The organism is Winogradskyella helgolandensis, assembly GCF_013404085.1.
GTDB classification, from domain to species: domain Bacteria; phylum Bacteroidota; class Bacteroidia; order Flavobacteriales; family Flavobacteriaceae; genus Winogradskyella; species Winogradskyella helgolandensis.
This window is the reverse complement of the sequence record NZ_JABFHO010000001.1, coordinates 3,566,742-3,593,202: the sequence shown is the minus strand read 5'-3', so window position 1 is coordinate 3,593,202 and position 26,461 is coordinate 3,566,742. Positions and strand designations below refer to the sequence as shown.

The following is a 26,461-nucleotide window of genomic DNA, read 5'->3' as shown; positions in this document are numbered from 1 at the left end:
GCCAACTCGTTATAGCGTAACATTTATTACTTATACCCTGTAATTAAAACAGGTTATTATAAGTATGAAGTGATGTTGTATTGTAAAGATAGGTTTTTATAACAAACACTAAATGAAGCGTGTTGAATTATTATATAGAGTCAATTCGTTAATTTTTGTCACAACCTATGCGTAGGAATCATGTAACCAAACAAAATGATTTACTTTTGCTTTTAAAATTAATGACCACTGTGATTACATACGATTACATCATATTAGGAGCAGGAGCTTCAGGATTATTGCTGGCATACCGGATGTCGCAAGATCCCTTTTTTAATGATAAATCTATTTTAATTATAGACCAAACACAAGATAAAGGCAATGACAGAACGTGGTGCTATTGGGAAAATGGAGTAGGTGAATGGGATGCATACTTAACTAAAACTTGGTCTAGTGTTTTTTTTGGTAGTCAATCGTTTTCTAAAATCATTCCTATTTCTCCATTTCAATACAAAATGATCAGAAGTGACGCTTTTTATAAGTCGCTTTGGACTAGCGTAAATTCTAAATCTAATTTTAGTTTTATTGAAGCCGTAGTCGATAGTTTTACAGAATTAAAATCGGGTGTAGAAGTAGCCACAAAAACGGACACTTATTTTGGGGCAAAGCTCTTTAATAGTTTGCCAAATCTTGAGTTTTATAAATCACAAAACAAGTACCCTTTAATACATCAGCATTTTGTGGGTTGGTTTGTGAAGACAAAAGTCGATTCGTTTGATGATTCTGCAGCCACAATTATGGATTTTTCGGTACCACAAAACGGAAACACGCGTTTTATGTATATTTTACCCATAGATAAAAAAACAGCCTTATTTGAATATACGTTGTTTTCGAAAGAATTGTTGAAATATTCTGATTATGAAAAGGCTATTGAGGATTACCTAAGAAATAAAGGTATAGTAGATTACGAAATTATTGAAAAGGAAAATGGTAATATTCCTATGACGTCTTTTAAGTTTAACGATTTAAATTCTGAACACATTTTAAATATCGGAACAGCAGGAGGTTGGACAAAAGCCAGTACGGGTTATACCTTTATGAATACTGCTAAAAAGACAAAAGAAGTCGTTGCTTTTTTAAAGAAAGAGGATGACTTATCTACCTTTGATAAACGCACAAAATATAGATTTTACGATTTAATATTTTTAGATGTTTTGGCTCATCATAATAATGAAGGTGCGGCACTTTTTGCTTCCATGTTTAGAAAGGCAGATATCAAAACCATATTCAGGTTTTTAGATGAGGACTCTACGTTATTAGAAGATTTGAAAATAATTTTGTCGGTACCTCCAAAACGATTTATTCAAGCATTTTTTAAACGGCTATTCTAATTCAAATTGTAAAAACCGTTGTGCCATATAATTAGGACGTGCAGCATTTTTTTCTTTGCACCATAGCAGCTTTACATGAGTTATTCTAAGTGCCAGAATAAACCTGCCCTCTATGAGGTTTTAAACGGTCTCTAATGGGTTTCATGTCAGCTTCATCAACAACTAAAAAAGCCAAGCTGTGCATATCACTTAACGTTTCGACACCCGTAATTGTGATGGCTAAGTTGTTCATTTCAATGTATTCCTTTAAATGTATAAGGTGGTGTTCCGCTGTTTTTTGTCCGGCAGGACCTTTAAAATCCCAAATCAATTTTAACTTTCGCATGGCTTCAATCTTGTTATCTTTGTATAAAGTTGAGTTGGTGTGAGGTTAACTAATAGAAGTGCCTTGTTCAACAAAATTTTTAAAATTACTCATATAAATTTCGGTCTGTTTCTTAAACACACTAGGCATTAGAAATAACATTAAGCTCATTTTAAAACTTGTAGGCTGACATTCTGTTTTAGAAACCCATTGAGTAGCGTCGTTTTCTATAACTTTAAAATAGTTCTCTTGAATATTACGAACACCATTTGAAGTATAAGTAACGTGTAACTCATTTGGGAACTCTTGTTTTGTAACCGTTTCTATGACTTCCATTTTACGTTTTCCAAAACTAAATATTAATTTCATTTTTGCACCAATCTCACTAGGATTTCCAGAAATATGTTCTGTACTCACCAATCCTTCTTGCCAATGTTTTAAGTTGGCAGTAGAATTATATTTTTTGATAACTTCTGAAATGGATTTCTTAATTAATATTTGAGAGGTGTACTCCATGCTTTATAGGGATTTTGATAAAAGTATAAAAAGGTAGCCTATAATTTTAATCTAATCGATGTGAGACATTTTTAATTGTTAAAATCATCGTAAAATATTACAACTTGTTATTAAGGTATGATTTTTACTACGTAACTAGCAGTAAATATTAAAATAATGCCTTTTAATCCGCTTGCTAAATACGCTATTTATGTTACTTTTGCTGAGTTTTAAAAGCACGTTATTTATATCAATACAAATCAAGGTTAAATTATGAAACTTATTATTAAATGTTTGTTTTTAGTGTTTTTCGCACTAAATTTTTCTTTTTCACAAGATAATGATGCCGTACTTCTAGAGGTTGATGGAGAACCAATTATGGCTTCGGAGTTTTTAAGAGTTTACAACAAAAATTTAGATTTAGTTCAAGATGAAAGTCAAAAGGATGTAGATGGTTATTTGAAATTATTTACAGAATATCAACTCAAATTAAAGGAAGCAAAACGTTTAAAGCTAGACGAAGACAAAAACTACCAACGTGAGTTCTCTAGATATAAGAAACAGTTAATTAGTAATTATATTTCAGAGAATAAAGTCACTGACGCTTTAGTGAATGAAGCATATAACCGAAGTAATATAGATATTGATGCGTCTCATATTTTAGTGCGATTAGATGCGTCTGCAAAAGATACTATAAATGCTTATAATGAAGTGTTAGCTCTAAGAAACCGTGCATTGGAAGAGGGTTTTGATAAGGTGAAAGCAGAAATGCATAACGGAAATACCATCTTTGTTGAAGATTTAGGTTATTTCTCAGCGTTTAAAATGGTATACGATTTTGAAACTGCAGCGTACAATACGAAAGCTGGTGAAATTTCAATGCCATTTAGAACACAGTTTGGTTACCATGTTGTAAAAGTAAATGATAGACGTGAATCTAGAGGTACAGTCACTGTTGCACATATCATGGTGAATTTAAACACTCAGGATTCTCTTGTTGATTCTGAAGGCAGAATAAATGACATTTATAAAAAACTAATGCAAGGTGAAAGTTTTGATGCTTTAGCGAAACAATTTTCAGAGGATAAAAGTTCTGCAAGAGAAGGTGGAAGAATAGCACCTTTTAAAAGTGGTCAGTTAAGTTCTTCAGAATTTGAAGATGTCGCTTTTGGTTTAGAAAAAGATGGAGATGTAAGCAAGCCATTTAAATCTGCTTATGGTTGGCATATTGTAAAACGTATTAATCTTAAACCAATAGAACCGTTAGAAAATGTAAAAGATGCTTTTGAGTCTAAGGTAAAAAGAGACTCAAGATCTAAATTGATTCAAGAAGCTTTAATAAAAAAACTTACAGATAGATATAACGTAACATATAACGCGGAGTCAAAGGCTTATTTTACGTCTATACTTACTAATGATTTTTATAGTCGTAAGTGGAGCTTACCAGCAGATTTTAAGACGACTGAAACTTTGTTTTCTATAAATAATAAAGCGTTTACTTATGAGGAATTTGGAAAGCATTTAACAAATGCACAACGTATTTATTCTGTAAATACAACTCCTTTCTCTGCGATTATAGATAAAGAGTTTAATAGCTTTTTTGAAAAATCAATTCTTCAATACCGAGAAGATAATTTAGAAGTTGAAAACTTAGAATATGCTAATATCTTAAAAGAGTATAGAGATGGCTTATTGTTATTTGACTTAATGGAAAAAGAGGTTTGGAATAAAGCTTCTAAAGATTCAATAGGGATTGAATCGTATTACGTTAAAAATAAATCGGATTATCAATGGACTGAACGGATTGAAGTGGTTATGGCATCGTCTGCAAATAAATCCAAAATGAAGAAAATCCATAAAATGATGAAAAAAGGAGAGTCTGAAGATGCTATTGAAAATGAATTAAACACTAGCGATAAGCAAAACGTTATCTTTACAAAAGGGACTTATACCTTAGATAATCCTATTCTACCTTCAAATCTCGAAGCTAAAAAAGGTATTTCAGATATCTATGAACATAACGAATCATACCATGTTATTGATATTGTTGCCGTTTTGCCAGCCGGACAAAAAACGTTAGACGAAGCCAAAGGCAATGTTATTAATGATTACCAAGCCCAAATAGAGACTAATTGGATTAATGATTTGTACGAGCGCTTCAACATAGAAGTAAACCAAGAAACACTCAAAACCATTAAAGCTAAAATCGGAAACTAATTCACTATTTTTTTGAAACATTTCTTATATATATTCAGTATTTGTTTACTTTTTACGAGCTGCGATTTTTTTAAAAAGTCTGATGGTCAAAACCCAATAGCCAGAGTTAATGAGAGTTTTCTGTATAAAGAAGATATTAAAGATGTGGTTCCAAAAGGCACGTCCAAACAAGATAGTACGTTAATGGTAAACGCTTATATTAATCGTTGGGCGAGACGCTTGCTTTTAATGGATGGTGCATTAGTAAATCTTTCTGAAGAGAAGCAGAATGAATTCTCTAAATTAGTAGAGCAGTATAAAAATGATTTATATACTAAAGCATATTTGGAAGGCTTGGTTAAAAAGAATATAGATTCTGTAGTGCAGCGTGAAACAGCACAGTTATTCTACGATAATAATATAGAGTCCTTTAAACTGAATGACGACTTAATTCAGTTTAGATATATCAGTTTACCATTAAACCCCGTAAATTTAGATACCATAAAAAAGCGTTTTCAACGTTTTGAATCTAAAGACAAAATGTATTTAGATTCTATTTCTGTTCAGTTTAGGTCGTATTCTTTAAATGATTCACTTTGGTTGAAATTAAATCGGGTAGCAGAAAAAATTCCTATTATCAATAACTCCAACAAAAATGAACTGTTAAAAAAAACTAATTTCTTACAGCTCAAAGATTCATTAAACCTATATTTGATGTTAGTAAACGACGTAAGACTTCAAAACGACTATGCTCCGTTGGATTATGTGAAATCGTCTATTAAAAAAATTGTTATAAACAAGAGAAAATTAGAGCTCATTAAGCAACTCGAAAATGATATTACAAACGATGCTATTAAACAAAATAAATTCCAAACTTATAATTAAAGCAACCCTTTTGGTTGGCTTTATATCTTTCAACTTTAGCAATGCTCAAGAAATCATTGAGGAGGAAGCACCACAAGTTGTACAAACAAAAGATACACTTGTAAATAAAACAAGAATTAAAGCCGATGGTGTTGCCGCTGTTGTTGGTGACTTTATAATTCTAGAATCTGATTTAGATAGAGAAATAGCACAACTAGAAGCACAAGGGGCCGACTTAAAGGATGTAACACGATGCGAACTTTTTGGAAGTTTACTAGAAAGTAAATTATATGCTCATCAAGCGATTCAAGATAGTGTTATTGTTAACGAGCTTTATATTAAGTCGCGTACAGAACAGCAAATACAAGGTATTTTGGCTCAAACCAAAGGAGATATGCAAGGGTTGTTAGATTTTTATAAAAAAGATTCTGAGCAAGCCTTACGCGATGAAATGGACGAGATTAATAAAAATGGCTATCTCGCACAAGAAATGCGAACTAAAGTTACTGGTGATATTGAAGTAACACCAGAAGAGGTTCGTACATTCTTTAATGATATTCCAAAGGATGAACGTCCAATATTTGGAACCGAACTTAAGTTGGCTCAAATTGTAATTATTCCAGAGGTTACGGAAGAATCCAAACAAGAGGTAATAGACAAATTAAAAGGATTTAAAAAAGATATTGAAGAGAATGGATCTAGCTTTACAACAAAAGTATTGTTTTATACCGAAGATTCGGCTTCTAAATCTACAGGTGGAAAATATACGTTAAATAGAAATCAGCCAAGAATGGTAAAAGAGTTTAGAGATGTTGCTTTCTCAATGCAGGAAGGTGAGATTTCAGAACCATTTGAAACCGATTTTGGATATCATATTATTTATTTGGAAAAAATTAGAGGTCAAGAATATGATGTGAGACACATTTTAATTCGTCCTGATTTAACACAAGAAGCTATTAAAAAAGCTAAAGACGAAATTGACGAGGTTAGAGCAAAAATTGCAGATGGAACTTTAACTTTTGCTGATGCAGCAAGAGAGTTTAGTGATGAAAAAGAAACAAAATACGAAGGTGGTCAAATGACGAACCCAGTAACACAAGATTTTAATTTTGAATTAACGAGAATAGAACCAGAATTGTATGCTCAAATTCAAAACTTAAAAGATGGTGAGATTAGTGAAGTTTTACAAGATGAAGATCGTGTGAATAGAATAAAGTTTAAGATTTTAACCGTTACAGATCGTATAGATGATCATGAAGCAGATTTCGCAAAAGATTATTTAAAGATTAAAGAATTAGCATTACAAGACAAGCAAGTTGATGCTATTGCGAAATGGCAAAAAAAGACCATTGCCGACACTTACATTAAGGTAAATGGTGAGTATAAAGCGTGTGATTTTCAAAGTAACTGGTTAAAAAAATAATAGAATATGTCTGATGTTGCCATAATTGAAAATTTTGTAAAGAAATATGAGGCACTAAAACAAGAAGTGGCTAAGGTTATTATTGGTCAGGATGAAGTGGTGGATCAAATCCTAATTTCTATCTTTTCTGGTGGTCACTCACTTTTAATAGGAGTTCCTGGTTTGGCAAAAACCTTAATGGTGAATACCATTGCCCAAGCTTTAGGTTTAAACTTTAAACGTATTCAGTTTACTCCAGATTTAATGCCAAGTGATATTCTTGGTAGTGAAATCTTAGATGAAAACAGACAGTTTAAATTTATAAAAGGACCAATCTTTTCAAATATTGTTTTAGCAGATGAGATTAACAGAACACCACCAAAAACGCAAGCCGCTTTACTAGAAGCTATGCAAGAGCGTTCGGTTACTGTCGCTGGTCATCAATATAAATTAGATTTACCTTATTTTGTATTGGCAACACAAAACCCAATAGAACAAGAAGGAACCTATCCGTTGCCAGAAGCGCAATTAGACCGTTTTATGTTTGCTATTAATTTAGAATACCCTTCGTTTCAAGAAGAAGTAGATGTTGTAAAAGCAACAACAACAGATGTTCAAAAGACGGTAAATTCGTTATTCACAGCGCAAGAAATTATTGATTTTCAGAACGTTATTCGTCGTATTCCAGTTGCAGATAATGTTATAGAATACGCGGTGACTTTAGTCGGTAAAACCAGACCGAAAGAAAATTCTGCTGCAGATATTGTAAAAGAGTTTGTAGATTGGGGAGCAGGACCAAGAGCTTCTCAGAATTTAATTTTGGCTGCAAAAACACATGCCGCTACAAATGGTAAGTTTTCTCCAGATATTGAAAACGTTCAAGCCGTTGCCACCGGAATTCTTAGGCATAGAATTATTAAGAACTACAAAGCAGAGGCCGAAGGCGTTAGTGATGAGAAGATTATTCAGAGTTTATTTTAATTCTGAAGTCACAACTTAACTACCTTTTTAACCTTCAACTAAATTTGGAGCATTACTTCTATACGTGTTAAATGGGGATAAAAGTCTCCGTGTTTATTCTAAATACATTATTAATTTGCTAATTATTGTTAGCGTTTATTGAGAAAAGTATAATCATACTTTTTTTTTATGTCATTATACCAAAATAGTATGATAATATTGTTTTTAGTATAGTGTACTTTTAAATCTTTATATTAATTTGCGAAACTTTTAAATTTCAATATAAGACTGTAACTTTTTACATCGCTAAGATTAAAAAATAGTAACTAAAGATTCCTTCCATGAGTATTTATCAAGATTACCTTAAGCAGATAGAAGAACGAAAAGATCAAGGACTTCATCCACAACCAATAGATGGTGCTGAATTATTAAGTAAAATAATTGAGCAGATTAAAGATGTAGATAATGAGTATAGAGATGATTCTCTTAACTTTTTTATCTATAATGTGTTACCAGGTACAACAAGTGCTGCTGGTGTGAAGGCTAAATTCTTAAAAGAAATTATTTTAGGAGAATCGCTGGTAGAAGAAATTACTCCAGCTTTTGCCTTAGAACAATTATCTCATATGAAGGGTGGACCTTCGGTTGAAGTATTATTAGATATCGCTTTAGGTGACGATATGGCTATAGCAGAAGAGGCTGCTAAGGTGTTAAAAACACAAGTGTTTTTATACGAAGCAGATACAGAGCGTTTAGAAAATGCTTTTAAAGCAGGAAACACTATCGCAACTGATATTATTAAGAGTTACGCACAAGCCGAATTCTTTACAAAGTTACCAGATGTAGAAGAAGAGATTGAAGTGGTAACTTATATTGCTGGTGTTGGTGATATTTCTACAGATTTATTATCTCCTGGTGCAGACGCACACTCAAGATCAGATAGAGAGTTACATGGTCAGTGTATGTTTGAGCATAATAAAGATATGCAAAATGAATTGTTGGCTTTAAAAGAGCAGCATCCAGATAAGCGTGTAATGTTAATCGCGGAAAAAGGAACCATGGGAGTTGGGTCTTCAAGAATGTCAGGTGTAAATAATGTTGCATTATGGACAGGAGTTCCTTTTAGTAAATATGTGCCTTTTATAAATTTTGCTCCAGTTATTGCTGGTACAAATGGCATTGCACCGATTTTCTTAACAACAGTAAGTGTAACTGGAGGTATTGGTATTGATTTAAAAAACTGGGTTTCACAAAAAGATGCGGAAGGCAAAACCATTGTAGATAAAGATGGTGAACCAATTTTAAAGCAAACGTATTCGGTTGATACAGGTACAGTATTAACCATTAATACGAAGACTAAAAAATTATACAAAGACGGTGAAGAATTAAAAGATATTTCTACGGCATTAACGCCACCAAAAATGGAGTTTATTAAAGCAGGTGGTTCTTATGCTGTTGTATTTGGTAAAAAATTACAAACATTAGCTTGTAAAATATTAGGTATAGATATTCCTCAGGTATATGCAACTTCAAAAGAAGTATCTATAGAAGGACAAGGTTTAACAGCTGTTGAAAAAATATTCAATAAAAATGCTGTAGGGACTACACCTGGCAAAACCTTACATGCAGGTTCTAATGTTAGAGTAGAAGTAAATATAGTAGGGTCTCAAGATACGACTGGTTTAATGACGTCTCAAGAATTAGAGATGATGGCAGCGACCGTTATTTCTCCAATTGTAGATGGAGCGTACCAATCGGGTTGTCATACAGCCTCTGTTTGGGATGATAAGTCTAAAGCTAATATCCCTAGATTAATGAGTTTTATGAACGACTTTGGTTTAATTACTGGTCGTGATCCTAAAGGGAAATATTTCCCAATGACAGATGTTATTCATAAAGTACTTAACGATATTACTGTTGGTGATTGGGATATTATAATCGGTGGAGATTCACACACACGTATGTCTAAAGGTGTTGCATTTGGAGCCGATTCAGGAACCGTTGCTTTAGCATTGGCTACTGGTGAAGCTACTATGCCAATTCCAGAATCGGTAAAAGTGACGTTTAAAGGTCAGATGAAATCTTACATGGATTTCCGTGATGTGGTTCACGCTACACAACAGCAAATGTTGAAGCAATTTGGTGGCGAGAATGTATTCCAAGGTAGAATCATTGAAGTTCATATTGGTACACTTACTGCCGATGAAGCCTTTACTTTTACAGATTGGACTGCAGAGATGAAAGCTAAGGCGTCTATCTGTATTTCGGAAGATGATACGTTGATTGAATCTTTAGAGATTGCAAAAGGTCGTATCCAAATCATGATTGATAAAGGAATGGACAATGCAAAACAAGTACTTAAAGGGCTTGTAGATAAAGCAGAAACTAGAATTACAGAACTTAAAACAGGTATTAAACCAGCTTTAAGACCAGATGCTAATGCGAAGTATCATGCAGAAGTTATTATTGATTTAGATGAAATTTCTGAACCGATGATTGCGGATCCTGATGTAAATAATGACGATGTTTCAAAACGTTATACACACGATAACATTAGACCATTATCTTACTATGGAGGTACTAAAAAAGTGGACTTAGGTTTCGTTGGTTCTTGTATGGTGCATAAAGGAGATATGAAAATCTTAGCACAAATGTTAAAGAACATTGAAGCGCAACACGGTAAAGTTGAATTTAAAGCGCCATTAGTTGTGGCTCCTCCTACATATAATATTGTAGATGAGTTGAAAGCAGAAGGAGACTGGGAAGTTTTAGTAAAATACTCAGGTTTTGAATTCGATGATAATGCACCAAAAGGATTAGCACGTACTAAATACGAGAACATGTTATACTTAGAGCGTCCAGGATGTAACTTATGTATGGGTAACCAAGAAAAAGCGGAACCAGGAGATACTGTAATGGCTACATCAACACGTTTATTCCAAGGTAGAGTTGTAAAAGATTCTGGTGAGAAAAAAGGAGAGTCATTATTATCGTCTACTCCAGTTGTTGTATTATCTACAATTTTAGGTAGAACACCAACACTTGCAGAATATGAAGCTGCGGTGGATGGTATTGTTTTAACGAAGTTTAAGCCTTCAACAAAGCAATTAGTGGGATAATTAAAGTTTTATTTATATAAGAAAAAGCCTGAATCTAAGATTCAGGCTTTTTCTGTTTCTATAATAACGGTCGTTTTTTAGAAACAAATGTTTTCAATCTATGGTAAATTCTAGTATAGAGAATAGTTATTCCACTATAATTATTATATGTATTGAACGCTTTTAAAGTCATATTGCATTTTGTATATTAGTAGAATTAATTAAAAACTGATATACTATGGCATTTGATATTGATATGATTAAAAAGGTTTATGCTAACATGACAGAGCACGTTGATGCTGCCAAGGCGATTGTTGGTAAGCCTTTGACACTTTCAGAAAAAATTCTGTACTCACATTTGTGGGATGGCAAACCTAGCAAAGCATTTACTAGAGGAAAAGATTATGTAGATTTTGCTCCAGACCGTATAGCCTTGCAAGATGCCACAGCGCAAATGGCTTTATTGCAGTTTATGCAAGCAGGAAAAAATAAAGTTGCTGTTCCTACAACGACCCATTGTGATCACTTAATACAAGCAAAAGATGGTGCTGCAACGGATTTAAAAAATGCAAATAACACTAGTAGTGAGGTCTTTAATTTCTTAGAGTCAGTATCTAATAAATATGGTATTGGATTTTGGAAACCAGGAGCTGGAATTATTCACCAAGTGGTATTAGAAAATTATGCATTCCCAGGTGGAATGATGATAGGTACAGATTCACATACCGTAAATGCAGGTGGATTAGGAATGGTTGCCATTGGAGTAGGTGGTGCTGATGCTGTTGATGTTATGGCAGGAATGGCTTGGGAACTTAAATTCCCTAAATTAATTGGTGTGAGGTTAACAGGAACACTTTCGGGTTGGACAGCACCTAAAGATGTTATTTTAAAAGTAGCTGAAATTCTTACTGTAAAAGGAGGAACAGGTGCTATTGTAGAATATTTTGGTCCAGGCGCAACGTCTATGTCGTGTACAGGTAAAGGAACAATCTGTAACATGGGAGCTGAAATTGGTGCTACAACGTCTACGTTTGGTTATGATGATTCTATGGAGCGTTATTTACGTGCTACGGATAGAGCAGATGTGGCAGATGCAGCGAATGAAATTAGACCATATTTAACCGGTGATGCAGAAGTATATGAAAATCCAGAGCAATATTTTGATCAAGTTATAGAAATTAATTTGTCTGAATTAGGTCCTTTGTTAAACGGCCCTTTTACTCCAGATTTATCAACGGAAGTTGGTCGCGACATGACTGAAAAGGCAAAAGCTAACGATTGGCCAATGCAGGTAGAATGGGGACTAATTGGTTCTTGTACCAATTCATCTTATGAAGATTTATCTAGAGCATCATCCATAGCACAACAAGCCTTAGATAAAGGCTTAAAAATGAAATCAGAATTAGGAATTAATCCAGGTTCTGAACAAGTAAGATTTACCGCAGACCGCGATGGCATCCTTGGGATATTTGAAAAATTAGACGCTAAAATATTTACAAATGCTTGTGGTCCTTGTATTGGGCAATGGGCAAGATATAGTGACCCTAAAAATGCACCTAAGAATAGTATCGTCCATTCTTTTAATAGAAACTTTGCTAAGCGTGCCGATGGGAATCCAAATACGCATGCTTTTGTAGCATCGCCAGAATTAACTGCAGCGATTGCTATTGCTGGTCGTTTAGACTTTAATCCAATGACAGATAAACTTATCAATGAAAATGGTGAGGAAGTGATGTTTGATGAGCCAACAGGATGGGAATTACCTCCAAAAGGTTTTGAAGTTAAAGAAAATGGATATTTAGCACCCGAAGAAGATGGTAGTAAAGTAAAAATTATTGTGAACCCAGAATCTGAGCGTTTGCAATTATTAGAGCCATTTACACCTTTAGGTAATTCAATTACTGGAGCAAAATTATTAATTAAAGCTTTCGGAAAATGCACAACAGATCATATTTCTATGGCTGGACCGTGGTTACGTTTTAGAGGCCATTTAGATAATATTGCTAACAACACATTGATTGGTGCGGTAAATGCATTTGGAAAGAAAACTAATTTTGTTAAAAATCAATTAACTGGAGAATTTGGAGGAGTGCCAGATACAGCAAGAGCTTATAAAGCGGCTGGAGTAAAATCAATCGTTGTTGGTGATCATAATTATGGTGAAGGCTCTTCTAGAGAACATGCAGCGATGCAACCAAGACAATTAGGTGTTGCAGCTGTAATTGTAAAATCTTTTGCTCGTATTCACGAAACAAATCTTAAGAAACAAGGAATGTTAGGTTTAACCTTTGATAATGAATCCGATTACGATTTAATCCAAGAAGATGATACCTTCAACTTTACAGATTTAAATGAATTCGCACCAGATAAACAATTACATCTTGAGGCTGTTCATGCAGATGGAAGTAAAGATGTTATCGCTTTAAATCATACTTATAATGAAGCGCAAATTAAATGGTATAATGAAGGTTCTGCTTTAAACTTAATTAAAAAAGAGAACAACGCTTAGTTGTTAAATTATAATTAATAAAAATCCGTTAGAGTTTCTAACGGATTTTTTTATGCGAATTAATAAAGGATTAATCCTAAATTAAAAAGAGTATATTCGTTTTTAAATAAAATTATATGAAGAAAACACTACTCTTTTTAAGTGTCATCTTGTTGTTGCAAACCAATGAGATTTTGGCACAAACCATTGAATTACCATCTAGTTTATATTTATGTGACAATGGGATTATTGAACTTGATGGTTCTGTAATAAACACAACCGATACAAATATTACTTATCAATGGTATTATTCCATTTCATTGAATGTTCCCACGATACCAAGTAATGAAATAACAGGTGCAACTAACCCAATATTAACATTAACAGGTGGTGGTACTGAATATGGATACTATAAAGTATTAGCAACACTGTCTGATGGAAGTGTACATGTAGATCAAACTAAAATTTCAATAAGTAATTCAGTAAACACATATCTAATTGTTGATTGTGATTTCTTTTGGATAGAAGACTTGCAAAACTATTACGAGTTGCTATATACATCTAACATAACCTTTAGTTATTATCAAGATGAGATTGACGCCATAGAAGGTAATGACTTAAGTGCTGATAGCTTTTATTCCTATGATTTATATAATCTTTATCTTCGAATTGAGGTTAATGATGGGGAGTGTGTAGATATAATACCTTTAGATATTTACGTGAATAGTATATATGCCTATTGGGTTCCGAATATGGGAGATTGTTCCATTGATGACACGGACAACGTATTTGATTTAACTACAAATGATGCTCAAATTATTGGAGGACAACAATTAGCAGTGGTTAATTATTTTGTTAGCTATAATGATGCTAGTAATCTAAATAATCCAATTACGAATGTTTCTAATTATACGGCATTGTCGCCAAATCAAACTATTTATGCAAGGGTATATGATCCAAATAACACTAATTTTAATTGCGATCCATATATAAGCATTACCCAATTTCAATTATTATCAATTTCTGAACCAACTCCAAATACAGAGTTAGATTATATAGTTTGTGATACTACAAGTGGTTCTGATACTGATGGTATTGGTGCATTCGATTTAACGAGTAGAAATACTTTAGTATTGTCTGGCTTAAGTACATATCAGTATAATATAAGCTATTATAATACTTTAGTTGATGCGGATGCTAATACCAATCCCATTTCATCTCCTAATAATTATATAGGGAGTAATGAGGCCATCTTTGTAAGAGTTGAGAGCAGTGTAAATTCAGAATGTGTCCAAATTTCACAGTTGAATTTAATGGTACAGGATACTTGCGATGATATTTCAGTGAATTTGCTATCCTATTGGTCAGCTCCTAGACCTGGATTTACATATAGAAATATGCTAATTGTAAAAAATAATGGAGCGTCAACGGTAAGTTCTGGTAGTGTAACATTTGCTAATGATGCTATTGCGGCATATTCAGGAGCCACAGGATTGAGTGCAGGCAATACCATTACACCAACTACAACTGGATTTACTTTAGATTTTGTCGATTTAGGGCCAGGAGAAAGTGAATCAATTTACATTGACTTACTGGTCTCCACTTCTGCGAATTTAGGAGATATGATTACTAATGTTGCAGAATATACAACAGCGACAAGTGATGTGGTCGCTGAAAATAATACCTCTAGTCTATCAGAGATTATTATTGGTTCTTATGATCCTAATGATATTAATGAATCTCATGGACCAGAAATTGAACACGTTAGTTTCACGGAAGACGATTATTTGTATTACACTATTAGATTTCAAAATGTAGGTACTGCTAGTGCAATAAACGTAACCATAGAAAATACTTTAGATCTTAAGTTAGATAAAACAACCTTCCAAATGTTAAGAGCAAGTCATTCGTATGGCATTGAGCGCGATTTTGATAATTTAACATGGAATTTCTATAATATAAATCTAGCAGATGAAACTACAGATGAACCTAATAGTCATGGATTTGTCTATTATAAAATAAAACCATTAGCAGGCTACGAAATAGGTGATATTGTACCAAATACAGCAGGTATTACATTTGATTTTAATGAACCTGTAATTACCAATACGTTTAATACTGAATTTGTAGCACCTCTAAGCGTACCTGAAAATAGTATGAATACTCCATATGTATTATTTCCAAATCCTTCAAAAGATGTGGTGAGTTTAAGTTTTGGTTCAGAACAATCTAGTATTGAAATTACTGTTTTAGATATTCTAGGTAAAATGGTATTAACGTTAAATAAACAACACGTTTCAACACTAGAACTTAATCTATCTTCCTTAGAAAATGGTGTTTATTTTGTAAAAATTAAAGATGATAAAGGTCAATTTAAATCAAAAAAGATTATTAAGGAGTAATCTCTGACATTTTTATAAAAAAAAGTAGAGCCTTTGAGAGATCAAGGGCTTTATTATGTTAGGATGCCTGTTTTATCTCGACAATTAAACTATCTAACAAATACGTCCTCAAATGCAGTCACTGTGGTTCTTTGACAATGTTAACCTGTTCAAGGTGCTCTGTCCTCACAAAGTCAAAATTTACGCTAATGAACATAATTTTTGTTCTTATAAAAAGAAAGACTACATCTATATTCAAGCAGATGCAGCCAATAAAGTGTATTTGATAGCGCATGGAAAAGTTAAAATTGGCTATTACAGTGAAGATGGAAATGAGATTGTAAAAGCAATTCTTACTAAGGGTGAATTATTTGGTGAAAAAGCTATTTTAGGAGATGAAAAGCGGGATGAATTTGCGCAGTCCATAGATAATGAAACGTCTATATGTCCTATCAGTGTTGATACCATGCATGATTTAATGCGAGACAATCAAAATTTTAGTTTTAAGATCTATAAGTTTATTGGTTTAAAATTTAAAAAATTAGAACGTCGGTTACAAATGTTATTATTTAAGGATACTAAAACACGCTTAATTGAATTTATAGATGAGCTTTGTATTGATTTTGGCTACGACTGTGACAAAACAGGAGATCATGTTATTAAGCATCCCTACACTCAAAAAGATATAGCATCGTTAATTGGGACCTCGAGACCAACAATTAATATCCTTTTGAATGAACTTAAAGAGGAAAATTACTTAGATTTTAACAGAAAAGAAATAAGAATCTTAAAAAAATCAGCATAGTGTTAGCTATCTAACATTTCGTTAGACTTTATGGCTTTAATTTTGAAATATAATTTTAAAAAAAAAAGCTATGAAGAAAACAATGATTTTAGCGGTATTGGCATTAGGTATTTTTGCCAATTCGTGTAGTAATGATGACGACAACAACAGTTCTGTAAATTCTAATTTAACACTTAATCTTGATGGTTTAGAAGCATTAGGCGATGATTTTGTTTATGAAGGATGGATTATAGTAGACGGATCTCCCGTATCTACAGGGACCTTTAGTAGTGTAGATTTTCCACAGACATTTAGTGTAAATTCAGAAGAATTAGATATAGCAACAACGTTTGTATTGTCTATTGAGCCAGCAGTGGATTCTGATCTTTCACCGGCAGCAACAAAAATTTTAGCAGGCGATTTTTCAGGTGCTTTGGCTAGTGTAGATTCTAACGGTATAGTTGCAGATTTTAGCGCTGCTACAGGTAATTATATTTTAGCAACACCAACAGATGCAGATGATACTAATGAAGAAAGTGGAGTTTGGTTTTTAGATAATTCTAGTGGAAGTGCTGTTGCAGGTTTAGACTTGCCAACATTAACAGAAGGATGGAAATATGAAGGTTGGGCTGTATTAGATGGTACACCAATTAGTACAGGGACATTTACCGACGCAACATTAGCAGACGATAATGCAACGACTTCAGTTTTTAAAGGTGATGCTGGAAATGGACCAGATTTCCCTGGTGAAGATTTTTTGCAAAATGCACCAGTAGGACTAACATTTCCAACGGATTTGAGAGGAGCTACCATTGTAATATCAGTTGAACCGAGTCCAGATAATAGTCCAACACCTTTTACTTTAAAGCCATTGGCACATGATGTACCTAGTGATGCTGCGGTTCATACGACTATTTCGATGGGAGTAGGCCCAACTGCAATTATTTCAGGTTCTGTAACACGAAATTAAAGCAAATTTAAATTGTTAGATTTGAAGCGTGATACCTATTTTTGGTGTTGCGCTTCTTCAATTTGATTATGTTATGACTAAAGATAAAACGACCAAAGATAAAACGACTAAAAATAGAATCTATAATGTTTTAGCTATTTTGATGATTATTTTGTTTGTGATTCCGCAAACCAGAGAGCCAATTCAGGTCTTGTTTCATAAAGGTTTTAGTTACATTAATACATCAACACTTATAGATAAGGTAGAACGAAAAACGGTTAGCAACCTGAATTGGAATCTAGTATCTGATAAAGGTGAACGGTTAGATTTTAACGCTATAAAAGGTAAAGTCGTATTAATAAATTTTTGGGCTACATGGTGCCCACCATGTATTGCAGAAATGCCAAGTCTTCAAGAATTATATACTGATTATGGAGATGAAGTTGTGTTTTTATTTGTAACCAATGATGATTTTGAAAAAGTAGAACAGTTTAAAACTAAAAACGGATTTAATTTTGAAGTTTTTAATCCTCTGAGTCAACCTCCATCAGAATTATCAGTACACTCTATTCCAAGAACGTTTATAATTAATAAAAAGGGTGAAATTGTGGTTGATGAATCTGGAGCTGTAGATTGGAATAGTGCTAAAGTGAGAAGTCAATTAGATGCTTTGCTTTCTGAATAATCTACTTGAAATATTTAAAAGGTACTATGAGCATTCCGAAGTTTTCTCCTTTGTGCTTTCCTAAATGTTTATGATGAATTTTATGAGCGCGTCTTAAACCTCTGGCGTATTTATTGTCAACATTCCGTAACCATTTGAAGCGTTGATGAATAAAGATATCATGAACAACAAAATAAGCTACACCATAAGCCAAAATGCCTAAACCAATAGGAAGCGTATACCAAACGTTTTCATAACTCCAAAGGTAAAAGCATGTTATACTAACTAAGGCATAGAATATGAAAAAGGCATCATTGCGTTCAAACCAACTATCGTGATCTTTATGATGATGATCTTTATGTAAATTCCATAAAAAACCATGCATAATATACTTGTGTGTAAACCACGCATTAAATTCCATAATGAAGAATGTGGCAAGAAATATTAAAATCCAAAAAGCGATTTGCATTACATTTTTATTTTAAAGTAAATTTAATTGATATTTTACATAACTACGTGTAAGAAGCTCTATTTTTCTATAATTAGGAACTCTAATTCGAGTAGATTTTATCTGCAATGCAGGTGTTTTTTTGAGTTTGTCTAATAGTTTACTATAATATCTGTAAGCCATAAATACTCCAAAACGTGCTTCTAATGGCAAATGTTTAATGCCTTCTAATCCTTTGGCAAAATCATCTTCAATTTCGCTAATGATGGATTTTTTAGAAGCTTCATCAAGTTGATTTAAATCGGTATTTGGAAAATAAGTGCGACTTAAATCTTCAAAATCTTCTTTTAAATCACGTAAAAAATTCACTTTCTGAAATGCCGATCCTAAACTCATTGCTGAGTCTTTTAATTCATCAAATTTAGCATTGTCTCCTTTTACAAATACTTTAAGGCACATTAATCCCACCACATCTGCTGAACCATAAATGTATTTTTTATATTCTTCATCTGTTAAATAGTCTTTTTTATGAAGATCTAAACGCATACTGTCCATAAAAGAATCTACCAAATGTTTATCTATTCCGTAATTATGATAAGTTTCTTGAAAAGCGTTTAAAATAGGATTCAAACTAATTTTATTTTCTAAGGCAGCTTCAAGATCACTTTCAAACATATTGAAAAGTTTTTCTTTATCATAATCATGAAATGAATCTACGATTTCGTCTGCAAATCTTACAAAACCATAAATGTTATAAATATCTTGCCTTATACTGAGGGAAAGCATTTTTGTCGCCATAGAGAACGATGTACTGTATGCGTTTGTTACAGCTTTACTACATGTATGGGAAACGTTGTCAAAAATTAATTTCATAGGTGTAATTTTCTTAGTTGTTAAACTTCATTTTTTTGAATCAGTTGAGCAACTAGCTTTCCTGAAATCAAAGCTGGTGGAACTCCTGGTCCGGGAACTGTGAGTTGTCCTGTAAAATAGAGCCCATCTACTTTTTTACTTTTTAATTTTGGCCTTAAAAATGCAGTTTGCATTAATGTGTTTGCCATGCCATATGCATTTCCTTTATAGGAATTGTAATCTTCAATAAAATCATTTACACAATACGATTCTTTAAAAAGTATATGTGCTTTAACATCTTGCTCTGTTCGTTTTTCAAATCGCTTCATAATAAGGTCGAAATACCGCTGACGTAATTCTGCAGTATCTTCTAGTCCTGGAGCAATTGGAATTAGGAAAAATCCGGTTTCACATTGTTCAGGTGCCATACTATGATCTGTAACTGAAGGAAAGTTAGCATAAAATAATGGATTTTCAGGCCATTTTGGATTATCGTAAATTTCTTCAGCATGATTTTCAAAATCGGTATCAAAGAACAAATTGTGATGTTCTATATTTTTCAATTTTTGATTAAAACCTACATAAAAGAGTAGAGAAGAAGGTGCAAATGTTCTGCTTTCCCAATACGCTTCAGTATACTGTCTATAGTTTTTATCTAAAAGTGTTTCAGAATGATGATAATCAGCACCACTTAAAATGATGTCCGAATTAATAGTAGTTCCATTTACAGTTATGCTTTTCGCTTTCTTATTCTCGACACTTATTTTTTCAACATTGCTTTTTGTGTAAATTGTGACACCTAAGCTTTCTGCCAAAATTTGCATTGCTTTTACAATTTCGTACATGCCGCCTTTTGGATGCCAAGTGCCTAAACCAAAATCCGCAAAATTCATAAAACTATAAAATGATGGAGTCTGATTTGGTTTAGCACCTAAAAATAGTACTGGAAATTCTAGTGTAGAAATCAGTTTAGGGTTCTTAAAATTTTTCCGAACCTCCTTGCTAATCGTTTTATAAAACCGATCTAAACGCGTCACTGTTTCTTTGGTTACCAATTCAAAAGGTGAAAGTCCAGGTTTTAAAACTACCTTATTAATGGCGATGTCGTAATTTTCCTGTGCTGTTGCAATAAATTTACGAAGAGGTTTGGAACTGCCAACTTCAATACGTTCAAATTCTTTGCAAATTTTATCCATGTGATCACCAACAGTAATAACATCATCAGAAAAGAATATTTTATAAGCAGGACTCAATTTATCGAGTTGATAATAGTCACTAGTGCTTTTTCCAAAATCATTAAAGAATTTTTCAAATATATCTGGCATCCAATACCAACTAGGACCTATATCAAAGGTAAAACCATCTTTTTTAAATTGTCGCGCTCTACCACCTACAGTATCGTTTTTTTCGTAAATAGAAACGGTATGCCCAGCTTTAGCTAAATAGCATGCCGCTGATAACGCTGAAAATCCTGAGCCAATTATGGATATTGTTTTATGCATTAATTTCTAATTCTTTAGTTAATGCTTTAATCGTACTAAATGCTCTGACATTTTTTGGCAGTTGGTCGTTGTCGAGCTCATTTAGCATTCGACCTAAAACCCAAAATTTAGTATTTGATGTTTTTAAAATAAGGTCATCAAACTCAGTTAGATAATTTAATAAGTTTTCTTTTTCTGGTTTTATAGTAAAATAAGACACAAAAATGATGTCCTCATAGTAATTTTTAAGTTCTAGTAAACTTGTTATAGGTATACTTTGGCCTAAAAATATGGATCTATAGCCATGTCTAAGAATTTCGTGATTAATGAACATTAAACCAAGTTCGTGTATTTCATTATCTGGTAAATAAAGAACAAAGGTTTTTTCAGATTTAAAAGTTTGCTTAGATTGAATTTTCTCTGTGCTAATTAATACTTTCTGCCTAATCAACGAGGAAATAAAATGCTCGTGTGCGGGAGTTATGGTATCCGTTTGCCAGAGCAATCCGATTTCTGTTAATAGAGGAATAAATATGTTGAAAAAAATATCTTCAAAGGTCATTTCCTTATTAAGTGACTCATAAGTCTTATAAAACAAGGCTTGGTCAAAATTTAACATGGATAGTTTAAAGGCATTGATCGCATGACTCTCAATATTAGTTTCTGTGGCAATTTCTCTAACTAATTGAGGGATTTTCTGAGTTTCAATTGTAGCAATTTTAGAAATCTTATAACCATTGTTGTTAAGATAGCTTACGTTGAGTAGTTTTTGAAAACTAGCTAAGTCGTAATATCTAATATTCGTTTCCGTACGTTTTGGCTCCAGTAGGTTATAGCGCTTTTCCCATATTCTTATAGTATGTGCTTTAATACCTGTAAGATGTTCGAGGTCTTTGATGCTAAACCTATCTTTAATATTGTTCATTTATTTTTGAAAATGTTTAAACAAAAATAAGACTTATACTAATACGATGTTAGGAATTAACAAAAATTATGAAAAAAAGAGTGATAAAAGGTGTGTGAAGTCTTTAGGTGATATAAAGACTTTGATTGAAAAATGTAGTGTTTAGAGTATTTGTGCGCACGAGAAGACTCGAACTTCCACGGACTAATGTCCACCAGCCCCTCAAGCTGGCGCGTCTACCAATTCCGCCACGTGCGCATAATAAAAAAGATAAAAAAAAGCTAAGCATTATACTTAACTTTTTTTTAGTGACCAGTCTGGGGCTCGAACCCAGGACCCTCTCCTTAAAAGGGAGATGCTCTGCCAACTGAGCTAACTGGTCGTTATGTTTTTTCTAACGAGGATGCAAATATAAAACCTTTATGCAAATACAAAGAATAGAATTTAAAAAATATTTTTTTTTATTTGAGATGGATTTTGAGATTGATAAATAGCACCTTCTAACAGGACTAATTATGAGTTCTTGGAGTAAGCTTAAGTTACTTATTATGTATTGTATTGGTAAGGCTGTAATTTGCTAAAGTCGCTTAAGTTTTGGTGTGAATATTGAGTTTTAAGCAAAAAAAAAGTTAAGCGTAATGCTTAACTTTTTTAGTGACCAGTCTGGGGCTCGAACCCAGGACCCTCTCCTTAAAAGGGAGATGCTCTGCCAACTGAGCTAACTGGTCAAAATGCTTTTCTCTAACGAGGGTGCAAATATATAAGCTTTCTTTAATTTAACAACACTTTTTTTAATTTTTTTTCGTTTTTTTGTTGTGAATAAATCTATAGGTTTAATAATCAATTAATAAGTACTATGATAATAGTTTTAATAGGGTATATGGGCTCGGGAAAATCTACTTTAGGTAAGGAATTAGCTACAGTATTGAATTATAGTTTTTTAGATTTAGATGATTACATTTCTGATAAAGAAAATACCTCAATATCCAATTTATTTAAAATGAAAGGTGAAATCTACTTTAGAAAAAAGGAAACAGAGTATTTAAAGGAGCTAATTAATACGTCTGAAAACCTTGTATTGGCATTAGGTGGTGGTACACCTTGTTATGGAACTAACATGGACTTATTAACCGGAAATACAGATTTGGTGTCCTTTTATCTTAAACTTTCAATTCCGCTTTTAGCAAAGCGCCTATTTAAGGAACGTGAAAAGCGACCTTTAATTAGTCATTTAAATACAGAAACCGAATTGTTAGAATTTATAGGGAAGCACTTATTTGAACGCACGCAGTATTATAGTAAATCACAATTTACTTTAAACACCGATAATAAAACAAAACAAGAAATTTTAGAAGACCTTGTTGCGCATCTAATCTAAATAAGCTTCATATGGTTGTTTTGACAAGTTCACATGAACATGCTCAAATAAGGAAGTCGATAGTGAAATACCTTTAAAATCTGCTTTTACAGGATATTTTTTATGATTACGATTTACTAGCACAGCTGTTTTAAACTGTTTTAATGGCACATCTAAAAAATGTTTTATACCATATATTAATGTACTGCCGGAATTTAGAACATCATCAATTAACACCAATGATTTATTAGAGTATTCTTCTTTGGTAATAGATGTTTTAATAGGTTCAGTTGGTTCAGACTTGTTTATAGTGACTTTACATAAGGTAGAATTGATGTCCGAGATCTTATCTAAATTAGATTTTATTTTCTTTGCAAGCAGATAACCATTGCTTTCAATACCAGCAATAATAAGCTCTGTTTCATTCACATTGCTTTCGTAGATTTGATAAGCAATGCGTTTTATCTTGTGCTCAATTTCTTTATGACTTAAAATTGTATTTTTTGTTAATGCCATAGGACTTATTTGGTGTTATCAACTTCAAAGATAAAAAACAGTTCATTACCTTGTCTTTCTTTTATAGAATTAATTGAAGTTTCTAAAATTTTTATCTCGAATGTCTGTTTAAAAAGCGATTGGTATTCTGAAATGTTACCACCAAAAGGAGGTCCAACCGTAGTGAGCTCTATATTAAATAATAGCCCTATAAGTTTTCCGTTTGGTTTTAATAATTGATGCATTTGCTTAACATAATTTAATCTTAAGCTTGGATTTAGTGCGCAGAAAAAAGTTTGTTCTACAATGAGGTCAAAGCTATCGTCTAATTCAAAAAAGTTAGCATTTAATAGTTGATTTTGAGGAAACTCTGGCAAACGCTTTTTAAAATTATCTAAAGGTTGCTTCGCAAAATCTAATACATATACGTTTTTAAAACCGTTATTCCACAAGTACTCGGCTTCATAACTATTACCGGCTCCTGGAATTAAAATCTTTAAAGATTTATTTTCAAGTTGATTAAAATACGCTTTTAGTGGAGTAGAAGCATAGCCGATATTCCAACCCGTTTTGTTAGATGTGTAACGCTCTTCCCAATATGCTTTGTTCATTATATTCATAATCAGACAGAGTTGGTTTATGGTAATACTTCTATTTTTTCAACCTCAACTTTAACTTTTAGTTCAATTTTATTCTTCATCATCATAAAAGTCATCAATATCACGTCTATCTTTCTTTGTAGGTCGTCCTGTGCCTTTCTTTCTGTAATAATCTTTACTGTATTTTAAGAGCTCTTTGGCTTCAAAAGCAGATTTTGGTGTGGTGTCTACCCTATAAATATCAACTAGTTTTGCACCCACACGATTTGGTGGTAAATCGTTAACGGTAAGCTGATAGATTATTTGATCTTTTCTAAGTTCAATCTTATCGGTAGGGAACACTTCTCTCGACGGTTTTACAGCAGCACCATTAACTTTAACTTGTCCTTTTTTACACGCTTTTGTCGCAATACTTCTTGTTTTGTAATACCGTACACACCATAAATATTTATCAATTCGCATATCTTTTTTACTAAAAACTACGTTAATGTTGTAGTGCAAAAATATTATATTATTGTATCTTGCGCGTTAAAAATAAGCAATAATGAACGCCGTTTTTACACTGTGATGGTTTAAAACGTCTATAATAAGTTTCTATGAAAATTAAAATATTAAAATTTAGTCTTTTACTACTGCTTTTATTTAGTGTCGCTATCTCTTGTAAAAGTGATGACGATGATGATTCTGATTCTTTCGTTGAAGAAGATAGAACAGAGCAACAAGCTAAAGATAAAGACTCGTTAGTCGCGTATTTAACTTCACATTATTATAACTCGGGTTTTTTTGAAACGGGTTCTAATCATAAATATACAGATATCATTATTACACCATTGGCAGAAGATGAAACTGTACCAGAGAATCATACATTGTTAATGACTGCTGTTGAAGAACGCAGTGCTACGTATCTTGAAGCTGACTATGAGTATTACGTTTTAAATATAAACCAAGGTGATGGTGATTCTCCAACGTTTACAGATATGGTTCGTGTGAGATATAGCGGCAGTTCAATAAATGAAGCTTTGGATGGGACTTATGAAGTTTTTGATTCTAGTGCTACGCCTGAAGATTTGAATTTGCAGTCTGATGGAAATTCCTTTGGTGTAATTAAAGCATGGCAACTTGTAATGCCAACGTTCAATACTGCTTCTGATTATGAAATTGACGGCAATGGTAATTTCAGTTTTACTAATCCAGGTTTGGGTGTTATGTTTATTCCTTCTGGATTAGGTTATTTTTCTGGTTCTACTACAGGTTCAGTTTATGATAATCTTATGTTCAAATTCGAATTATTACAGTTTGAAGTTGAAGATCATGATAATGACGGCATTCCTTCTTATCTTGAAGATATAGATGGCGATTTGGACGTGACAAATGATGATTCCGATGAAGATTTTTATCTAAACTTTATTGATAATGATGATGATGGAGATCTTGTTTATACAATAGATGAATTAATTCCTACAACATATACTGTAGATACCAACCTAGGGGAAGAAGAGCCTATACTTGCTGCTAATGAGTTTGAGAGAACTAGAAGTCAAATAAGCGGAGTAATTACTATTAAAACAGTAACTATAGCAGATTCTAATAATGATGGCACACCAGATTATTTAGATCCAGATATTAGTATTAATTATAATGAAATTTAGAAATTAAAATTCGTTAATTTTTTGAAATAAGAAAGCCGCTCAAAATTATTGAGCGGCTTTCTTATTTTACTATTTTTTTTCTAGTGTTAAAGCGCAATAGATAAACTTAAAATTAATTGATCTGGTCTTGTATCAATTCTACTTACAACTCCAGCACCTAAGTTATTATCAATAAAAGTAGCTTCGTTATCACTAAAGCCTCTTTCGTATCTTAAGTCAATTCCTATAGTATTAAAGCTAAGTCCGATTCCAAAATTTAATCCCACAGAGAAATCTTCTTCCACATTATCTATATTTATGCCTTCAAACTCTGTGTCTAAAATATACTGTAAAGACGGTCCTGCAAAAACACTAACAGGTCCTAATACTCTTATACCAACTAATATAGGAGCATCAATTTTCTTAACAGAAAACACATCACTACTATAATCACTTTTGGTAGCTGTATAAACCAACTCAGGTTTCAAATAAAATTTGTTCCCTATTTTTCCAAAAAGCCCAATATGATATCCAATATTACGATCCGGATGTTTAGCATTAGAACTAGCAGATTCAAAATAATCGCCATTGGCACCATAATTTAGTCCACCTTTAATTCCAAATGAACCTCCATTTTGTGCATTCATTGAAAATCCAACAAAAGCAAAAACCAGAGTTGCAATAACTGTTTTCTTTAAATTTTTCATAATGTTCGTTTTTTTATAAGATTAGGTACTCACTT

General features: G+C 32.8%; 23 protein-coding genes and 3 tRNA genes. 13 read left to right on the top strand and 13 right to left on the bottom strand.

Annotated features, from left to right (window positions below):
• Positions 1 to 167: 167 nt before the first annotated feature.
• Positions 168 to 1,370 (top strand): lycopene cyclase family protein, encoded by a 1,203-nt coding sequence (locus tag HM992_RS15235; RefSeq protein WP_229720509.1) that lies wholly within the window; start codon positions 168 to 170, stop codon positions 1,368 to 1,370.
• Between the two features lie 85 nt (positions 1,371 to 1,455).
• Here HM992_RS15235 and HM992_RS15230 read toward each other — a convergent pair whose 3' ends face one another.
• Entirely contained in the window at positions 1,456 to 1,695 is a 240-nt protein-coding gene (locus tag HM992_RS15230; RefSeq protein WP_179320275.1) for a hypothetical protein, read from the bottom strand.
• Positions 1,696 to 1,740: 45 nt separating this feature from the next.
• Positions 1,741 to 2,190: an SRPBCC family protein gene (locus tag HM992_RS15225; protein ID WP_178984260.1), complete on the bottom strand. Its 450-nt coding sequence runs from the start codon at positions 2,188 to 2,190 to the stop codon at positions 1,741 to 1,743.
• 252 nt (positions 2,191 to 2,442) lie between these two features.
• On the opposite strand from HM992_RS15225, the gene HM992_RS15220 reads away from it, so the two are divergent.
• The 10 genes from HM992_RS15220 to HM992_RS15175 all read left to right on the top strand — a co-directional run bounded on the left by HM992_RS15220 (position 2,443) and on the right by HM992_RS15175 (position 17,976).
• Positions 2,443 to 4,386: a peptidylprolyl isomerase gene (locus tag HM992_RS15220; protein WP_179320274.1), complete on the top strand. Its 1,944-nt coding sequence runs from the start codon at positions 2,443 to 2,445 to the stop codon at positions 4,384 to 4,386.
• Between the two features lie 12 nt (positions 4,387 to 4,398).
• Positions 4,399 to 5,250 (top strand): peptidyl-prolyl cis-trans isomerase, encoded by an 852-nt coding sequence (locus tag HM992_RS15215; RefSeq protein ID WP_195806630.1) that lies wholly within the window; start codon positions 4,399 to 4,401, stop codon positions 5,248 to 5,250.
• A complete protein-coding gene (locus HM992_RS15210) occupies positions 5,198 to 6,652 on the top strand; it encodes a peptidylprolyl isomerase (RefSeq protein ID WP_179320273.1) in 1,455 nt (484 codons plus the stop codon). Before HM992_RS15215 ends, HM992_RS15210 begins: the two co-directional genes overlap by 53 nt.
• Positions 6,653 to 6,658: 6 nt before the next feature.
• Positions 6,659 to 7,612, top strand: a complete 954-nt coding sequence (locus HM992_RS15205; RefSeq protein ID WP_178984263.1) for an AAA family ATPase — start codon at positions 6,659 to 6,661, stop codon at positions 7,610 to 7,612.
• A gap of 320 nt (positions 7,613 to 7,932) precedes the next feature.
• Positions 7,933 to 10,710 carry a bifunctional aconitate hydratase 2/2-methylisocitrate dehydratase gene (locus tag HM992_RS15200; protein ID WP_178984264.1) on the top strand — a complete coding sequence of 926 codons (2,778 nt, stop codon included), beginning with the start codon at positions 7,933 to 7,935 and terminating at the stop codon, positions 10,708 to 10,710.
• 217 nt (positions 10,711 to 10,927) lie between these two features.
• Entirely contained in the window at positions 10,928 to 13,198 is a 2,271-nt protein-coding gene (locus HM992_RS15195; protein WP_179320272.1) for an aconitate hydratase, read from the top strand.
• Between the two features lie 116 nt (positions 13,199 to 13,314).
• Positions 13,315 to 15,579 carry a T9SS type A sorting domain-containing protein gene (locus tag HM992_RS15190; protein WP_178984266.1) on the top strand — a complete coding sequence of 755 codons (2,265 nt, stop codon included), beginning with the start codon at positions 13,315 to 13,317 and terminating at the stop codon, positions 15,577 to 15,579.
• Between the two features lie 112 nt (positions 15,580 to 15,691).
• Entirely contained in the window at positions 15,692 to 16,363 is a 672-nt protein-coding gene (locus HM992_RS15185) for a Crp/Fnr family transcriptional regulator (protein ID WP_179320271.1), read from the top strand.
• A 70-nt stretch (positions 16,364 to 16,433) separates the two neighbouring features.
• Positions 16,434 to 17,312 carry an anti-sigma factor gene (locus HM992_RS15180; RefSeq protein ID WP_179320270.1) on the top strand — a complete coding sequence of 293 codons (879 nt, stop codon included), beginning with the start codon at positions 16,434 to 16,436 and terminating at the stop codon, positions 17,310 to 17,312.
• A gap of 73 nt (positions 17,313 to 17,385) precedes the next feature.
• Entirely contained in the window at positions 17,386 to 17,976 is a 591-nt protein-coding gene (locus HM992_RS15175) for a TlpA family protein disulfide reductase (RefSeq protein WP_179320269.1), read from the top strand.
• Between the two features lies 1 nt (position 17,977).
• On the opposite strand, the gene HM992_RS15170 is transcribed toward HM992_RS15175, so the two are convergent.
• From HM992_RS15170 to HM992_RS15140, 7 genes are all read right to left on the bottom strand, one after another.
• A complete protein-coding gene (locus HM992_RS15170; RefSeq protein ID WP_115809651.1) occupies positions 17,978 to 18,424 on the bottom strand; it encodes a sterol desaturase family protein in 447 nt (148 codons plus the stop codon).
• A gap of 12 nt (positions 18,425 to 18,436) precedes the next feature.
• Entirely contained in the window at positions 18,437 to 19,276 is an 840-nt protein-coding gene (locus HM992_RS15165; protein ID WP_179320268.1) for a phytoene/squalene synthase family protein, read from the bottom strand.
• 20 nt (positions 19,277 to 19,296) lie between these two features.
• The gene (locus tag HM992_RS15160; protein ID WP_178984270.1) at positions 19,297 to 20,757 is read right to left on the bottom strand and encodes a phytoene desaturase family protein; all 1,461 of its coding nucleotides are present in this window, start codon (positions 20,755 to 20,757) and stop codon (positions 19,297 to 19,299) included.
• A complete protein-coding gene (locus HM992_RS15155) occupies positions 20,750 to 21,661 on the bottom strand; it encodes a MerR family transcriptional regulator (RefSeq protein ID WP_178984271.1) in 912 nt (303 codons plus the stop codon). Before HM992_RS15155 ends, HM992_RS15160 begins: the two co-directional genes overlap by 8 nt.
• A gap of 153 nt (positions 21,662 to 21,814) precedes the next feature.
• A tRNA-Leu gene (locus HM992_RS15150) sits at positions 21,815 to 21,898 on the bottom strand.
• A 51-nt stretch (positions 21,899 to 21,949) separates the two neighbouring features.
• Positions 21,950 to 22,022: transfer RNA gene (locus tag HM992_RS15145), tRNA-Lys, on the bottom strand.
• Between the two features lie 273 nt (positions 22,023 to 22,295).
• Positions 22,296 to 22,368: transfer RNA gene (locus tag HM992_RS15140), tRNA-Lys, on the bottom strand.
• Positions 22,369 to 22,496: 128 nt separating this feature from the next.
• Between HM992_RS15140 and HM992_RS15135 the strand changes: the two genes are divergently transcribed.
• Positions 22,497 to 23,018, top strand: a complete 522-nt coding sequence (locus tag HM992_RS15135) for a shikimate kinase (RefSeq protein WP_179320267.1) — start codon at positions 22,497 to 22,499, stop codon at positions 23,016 to 23,018.
• On the opposite strand, the gene HM992_RS15130 is transcribed toward HM992_RS15135, so the two are convergent.
• From HM992_RS15130 to HM992_RS15120, 3 genes are all read right to left on the bottom strand, one after another.
• Positions 23,010 to 23,513, bottom strand: coding sequence for a phosphoribosyltransferase family protein (locus HM992_RS15130; protein WP_178984273.1), 504 nt, complete (start codon positions 23,511 to 23,513; stop codon positions 23,010 to 23,012). The genes HM992_RS15135 and HM992_RS15130 overlap by 9 nt on opposite strands.
• Before the next feature lie 5 nt (positions 23,514 to 23,518).
• Positions 23,519 to 24,103 carry a methyltransferase domain-containing protein gene (locus tag HM992_RS15125; protein ID WP_394366265.1) on the bottom strand — a complete coding sequence of 195 codons (585 nt, stop codon included), beginning with the start codon at positions 24,101 to 24,103 and terminating at the stop codon, positions 23,519 to 23,521.
• Between the two features lie 78 nt (positions 24,104 to 24,181).
• Positions 24,182 to 24,553: an RNA-binding S4 domain-containing protein gene (locus tag HM992_RS15120; RefSeq protein WP_178984275.1), complete on the bottom strand. Its 372-nt coding sequence runs from the start codon at positions 24,551 to 24,553 to the stop codon at positions 24,182 to 24,184.
• Between the two features lie 134 nt (positions 24,554 to 24,687).
• On the opposite strand from HM992_RS15120, the gene HM992_RS15115 reads away from it, so the two are divergent.
• Positions 24,688 to 25,740 carry an FKBP-type peptidyl-prolyl cis-trans isomerase gene (locus HM992_RS15115; protein ID WP_179320265.1) on the top strand — a complete coding sequence of 351 codons (1,053 nt, stop codon included), beginning with the start codon at positions 24,688 to 24,690 and terminating at the stop codon, positions 25,738 to 25,740.
• 86 nt (positions 25,741 to 25,826) lie between these two features.
• Here the strand turns inward: HM992_RS15115 and HM992_RS15110 are convergent, their stop codons facing one another.
• Complete coding sequence (locus HM992_RS15110) at positions 25,827 to 26,426, bottom strand: outer membrane beta-barrel protein (RefSeq protein ID WP_178984277.1); 600 nt, start codon at positions 26,424 to 26,426, stop codon at positions 25,827 to 25,829.
• Between the last annotated feature and the right edge of the window lie 35 nt (positions 26,427 to 26,461).

Bases quoted from the DNA above. Each gene is read 5' to 3' on its own strand.
- HM992_RS15235 (WP_229720509.1), top strand. From the start codon at position 168: ATGCGTAGGAATCATGTAACCAAACAAAATGATTTACTTTTGCTTTTA.
- HM992_RS15230 (WP_179320275.1), bottom strand. From the start codon at position 1,695: ATGCGAAAGTTAAAATTGATTTGGGATTTTAAAGGTCCTGCCGGACAA.
- HM992_RS15225 (WP_178984260.1), bottom strand. From the start codon at position 2,190: ATGGAGTACACCTCTCAAATATTAATTAAGAAATCCATTTCAGAAGTT.
- HM992_RS15220 (WP_179320274.1), top strand. From the start codon at position 2,443: ATGAAACTTATTATTAAATGTTTGTTTTTAGTGTTTTTCGCACTAAAT.
- HM992_RS15210 (WP_179320273.1), top strand. From the start codon at position 5,198: ATGATATTACAAACGATGCTATTAAACAAAATAAATTCCAAACTTATA.
- HM992_RS15205 (WP_178984263.1), top strand. From the start codon at position 6,659: ATGTCTGATGTTGCCATAATTGAAAATTTTGTAAAGAAATATGAGGCA.
- HM992_RS15200 (WP_178984264.1), top strand. From the start codon at position 7,933: ATGAGTATTTATCAAGATTACCTTAAGCAGATAGAAGAACGAAAAGAT.
- HM992_RS15195 (WP_179320272.1), top strand. From the start codon at position 10,928: ATGGCATTTGATATTGATATGATTAAAAAGGTTTATGCTAACATGACA.
- HM992_RS15190 (WP_178984266.1), top strand. From the start codon at position 13,315: ATGAAGAAAACACTACTCTTTTTAAGTGTCATCTTGTTGTTGCAAACC.
- HM992_RS15185 (WP_179320271.1), top strand. From the start codon at position 15,692: ATGCAGTCACTGTGGTTCTTTGACAATGTTAACCTGTTCAAGGTGCTC.
- HM992_RS15180 (WP_179320270.1), top strand. From the start codon at position 16,434: ATGAAGAAAACAATGATTTTAGCGGTATTGGCATTAGGTATTTTTGCC.
- HM992_RS15175 (WP_179320269.1), top strand. From the start codon at position 17,386: ATGACTAAAGATAAAACGACCAAAGATAAAACGACTAAAAATAGAATC.
- HM992_RS15170 (WP_115809651.1), bottom strand. From the start codon at position 18,424: ATGCAAATCGCTTTTTGGATTTTAATATTTCTTGCCACATTCTTCATT.
- HM992_RS15165 (WP_179320268.1), bottom strand. From the start codon at position 19,276: ATGAAATTAATTTTTGACAACGTTTCCCATACATGTAGTAAAGCTGTA.
- HM992_RS15160 (WP_178984270.1), bottom strand. From the start codon at position 20,757: ATGCATAAAACAATATCCATAATTGGCTCAGGATTTTCAGCGTTATCA.
- HM992_RS15155 (WP_178984271.1), bottom strand. From the start codon at position 21,661: ATGAACAATATTAAAGATAGGTTTAGCATCAAAGACCTCGAACATCTT.
- HM992_RS15135 (WP_179320267.1), top strand. From the start codon at position 22,497: ATGATAATAGTTTTAATAGGGTATATGGGCTCGGGAAAATCTACTTTA.
- HM992_RS15130 (WP_178984273.1), bottom strand. From the start codon at position 23,513: ATGGCATTAACAAAAAATACAATTTTAAGTCATAAAGAAATTGAGCAC.
- HM992_RS15125 (WP_394366265.1), bottom strand. From the start codon at position 24,103: ATGAACAAAGCATATTGGGAAGAGCGTTACACATCTAACAAAACGGGT.
- HM992_RS15120 (WP_178984275.1), bottom strand. From the start codon at position 24,553: ATGCGAATTGATAAATATTTATGGTGTGTACGGTATTACAAAACAAGA.
- HM992_RS15115 (WP_179320265.1), top strand. From the start codon at position 24,688: ATGAAAATTAAAATATTAAAATTTAGTCTTTTACTACTGCTTTTATTT.
- HM992_RS15110 (WP_178984277.1), bottom strand. From the start codon at position 26,426: ATGAAAAATTTAAAGAAAACAGTTATTGCAACTCTGGTTTTTGCTTTT.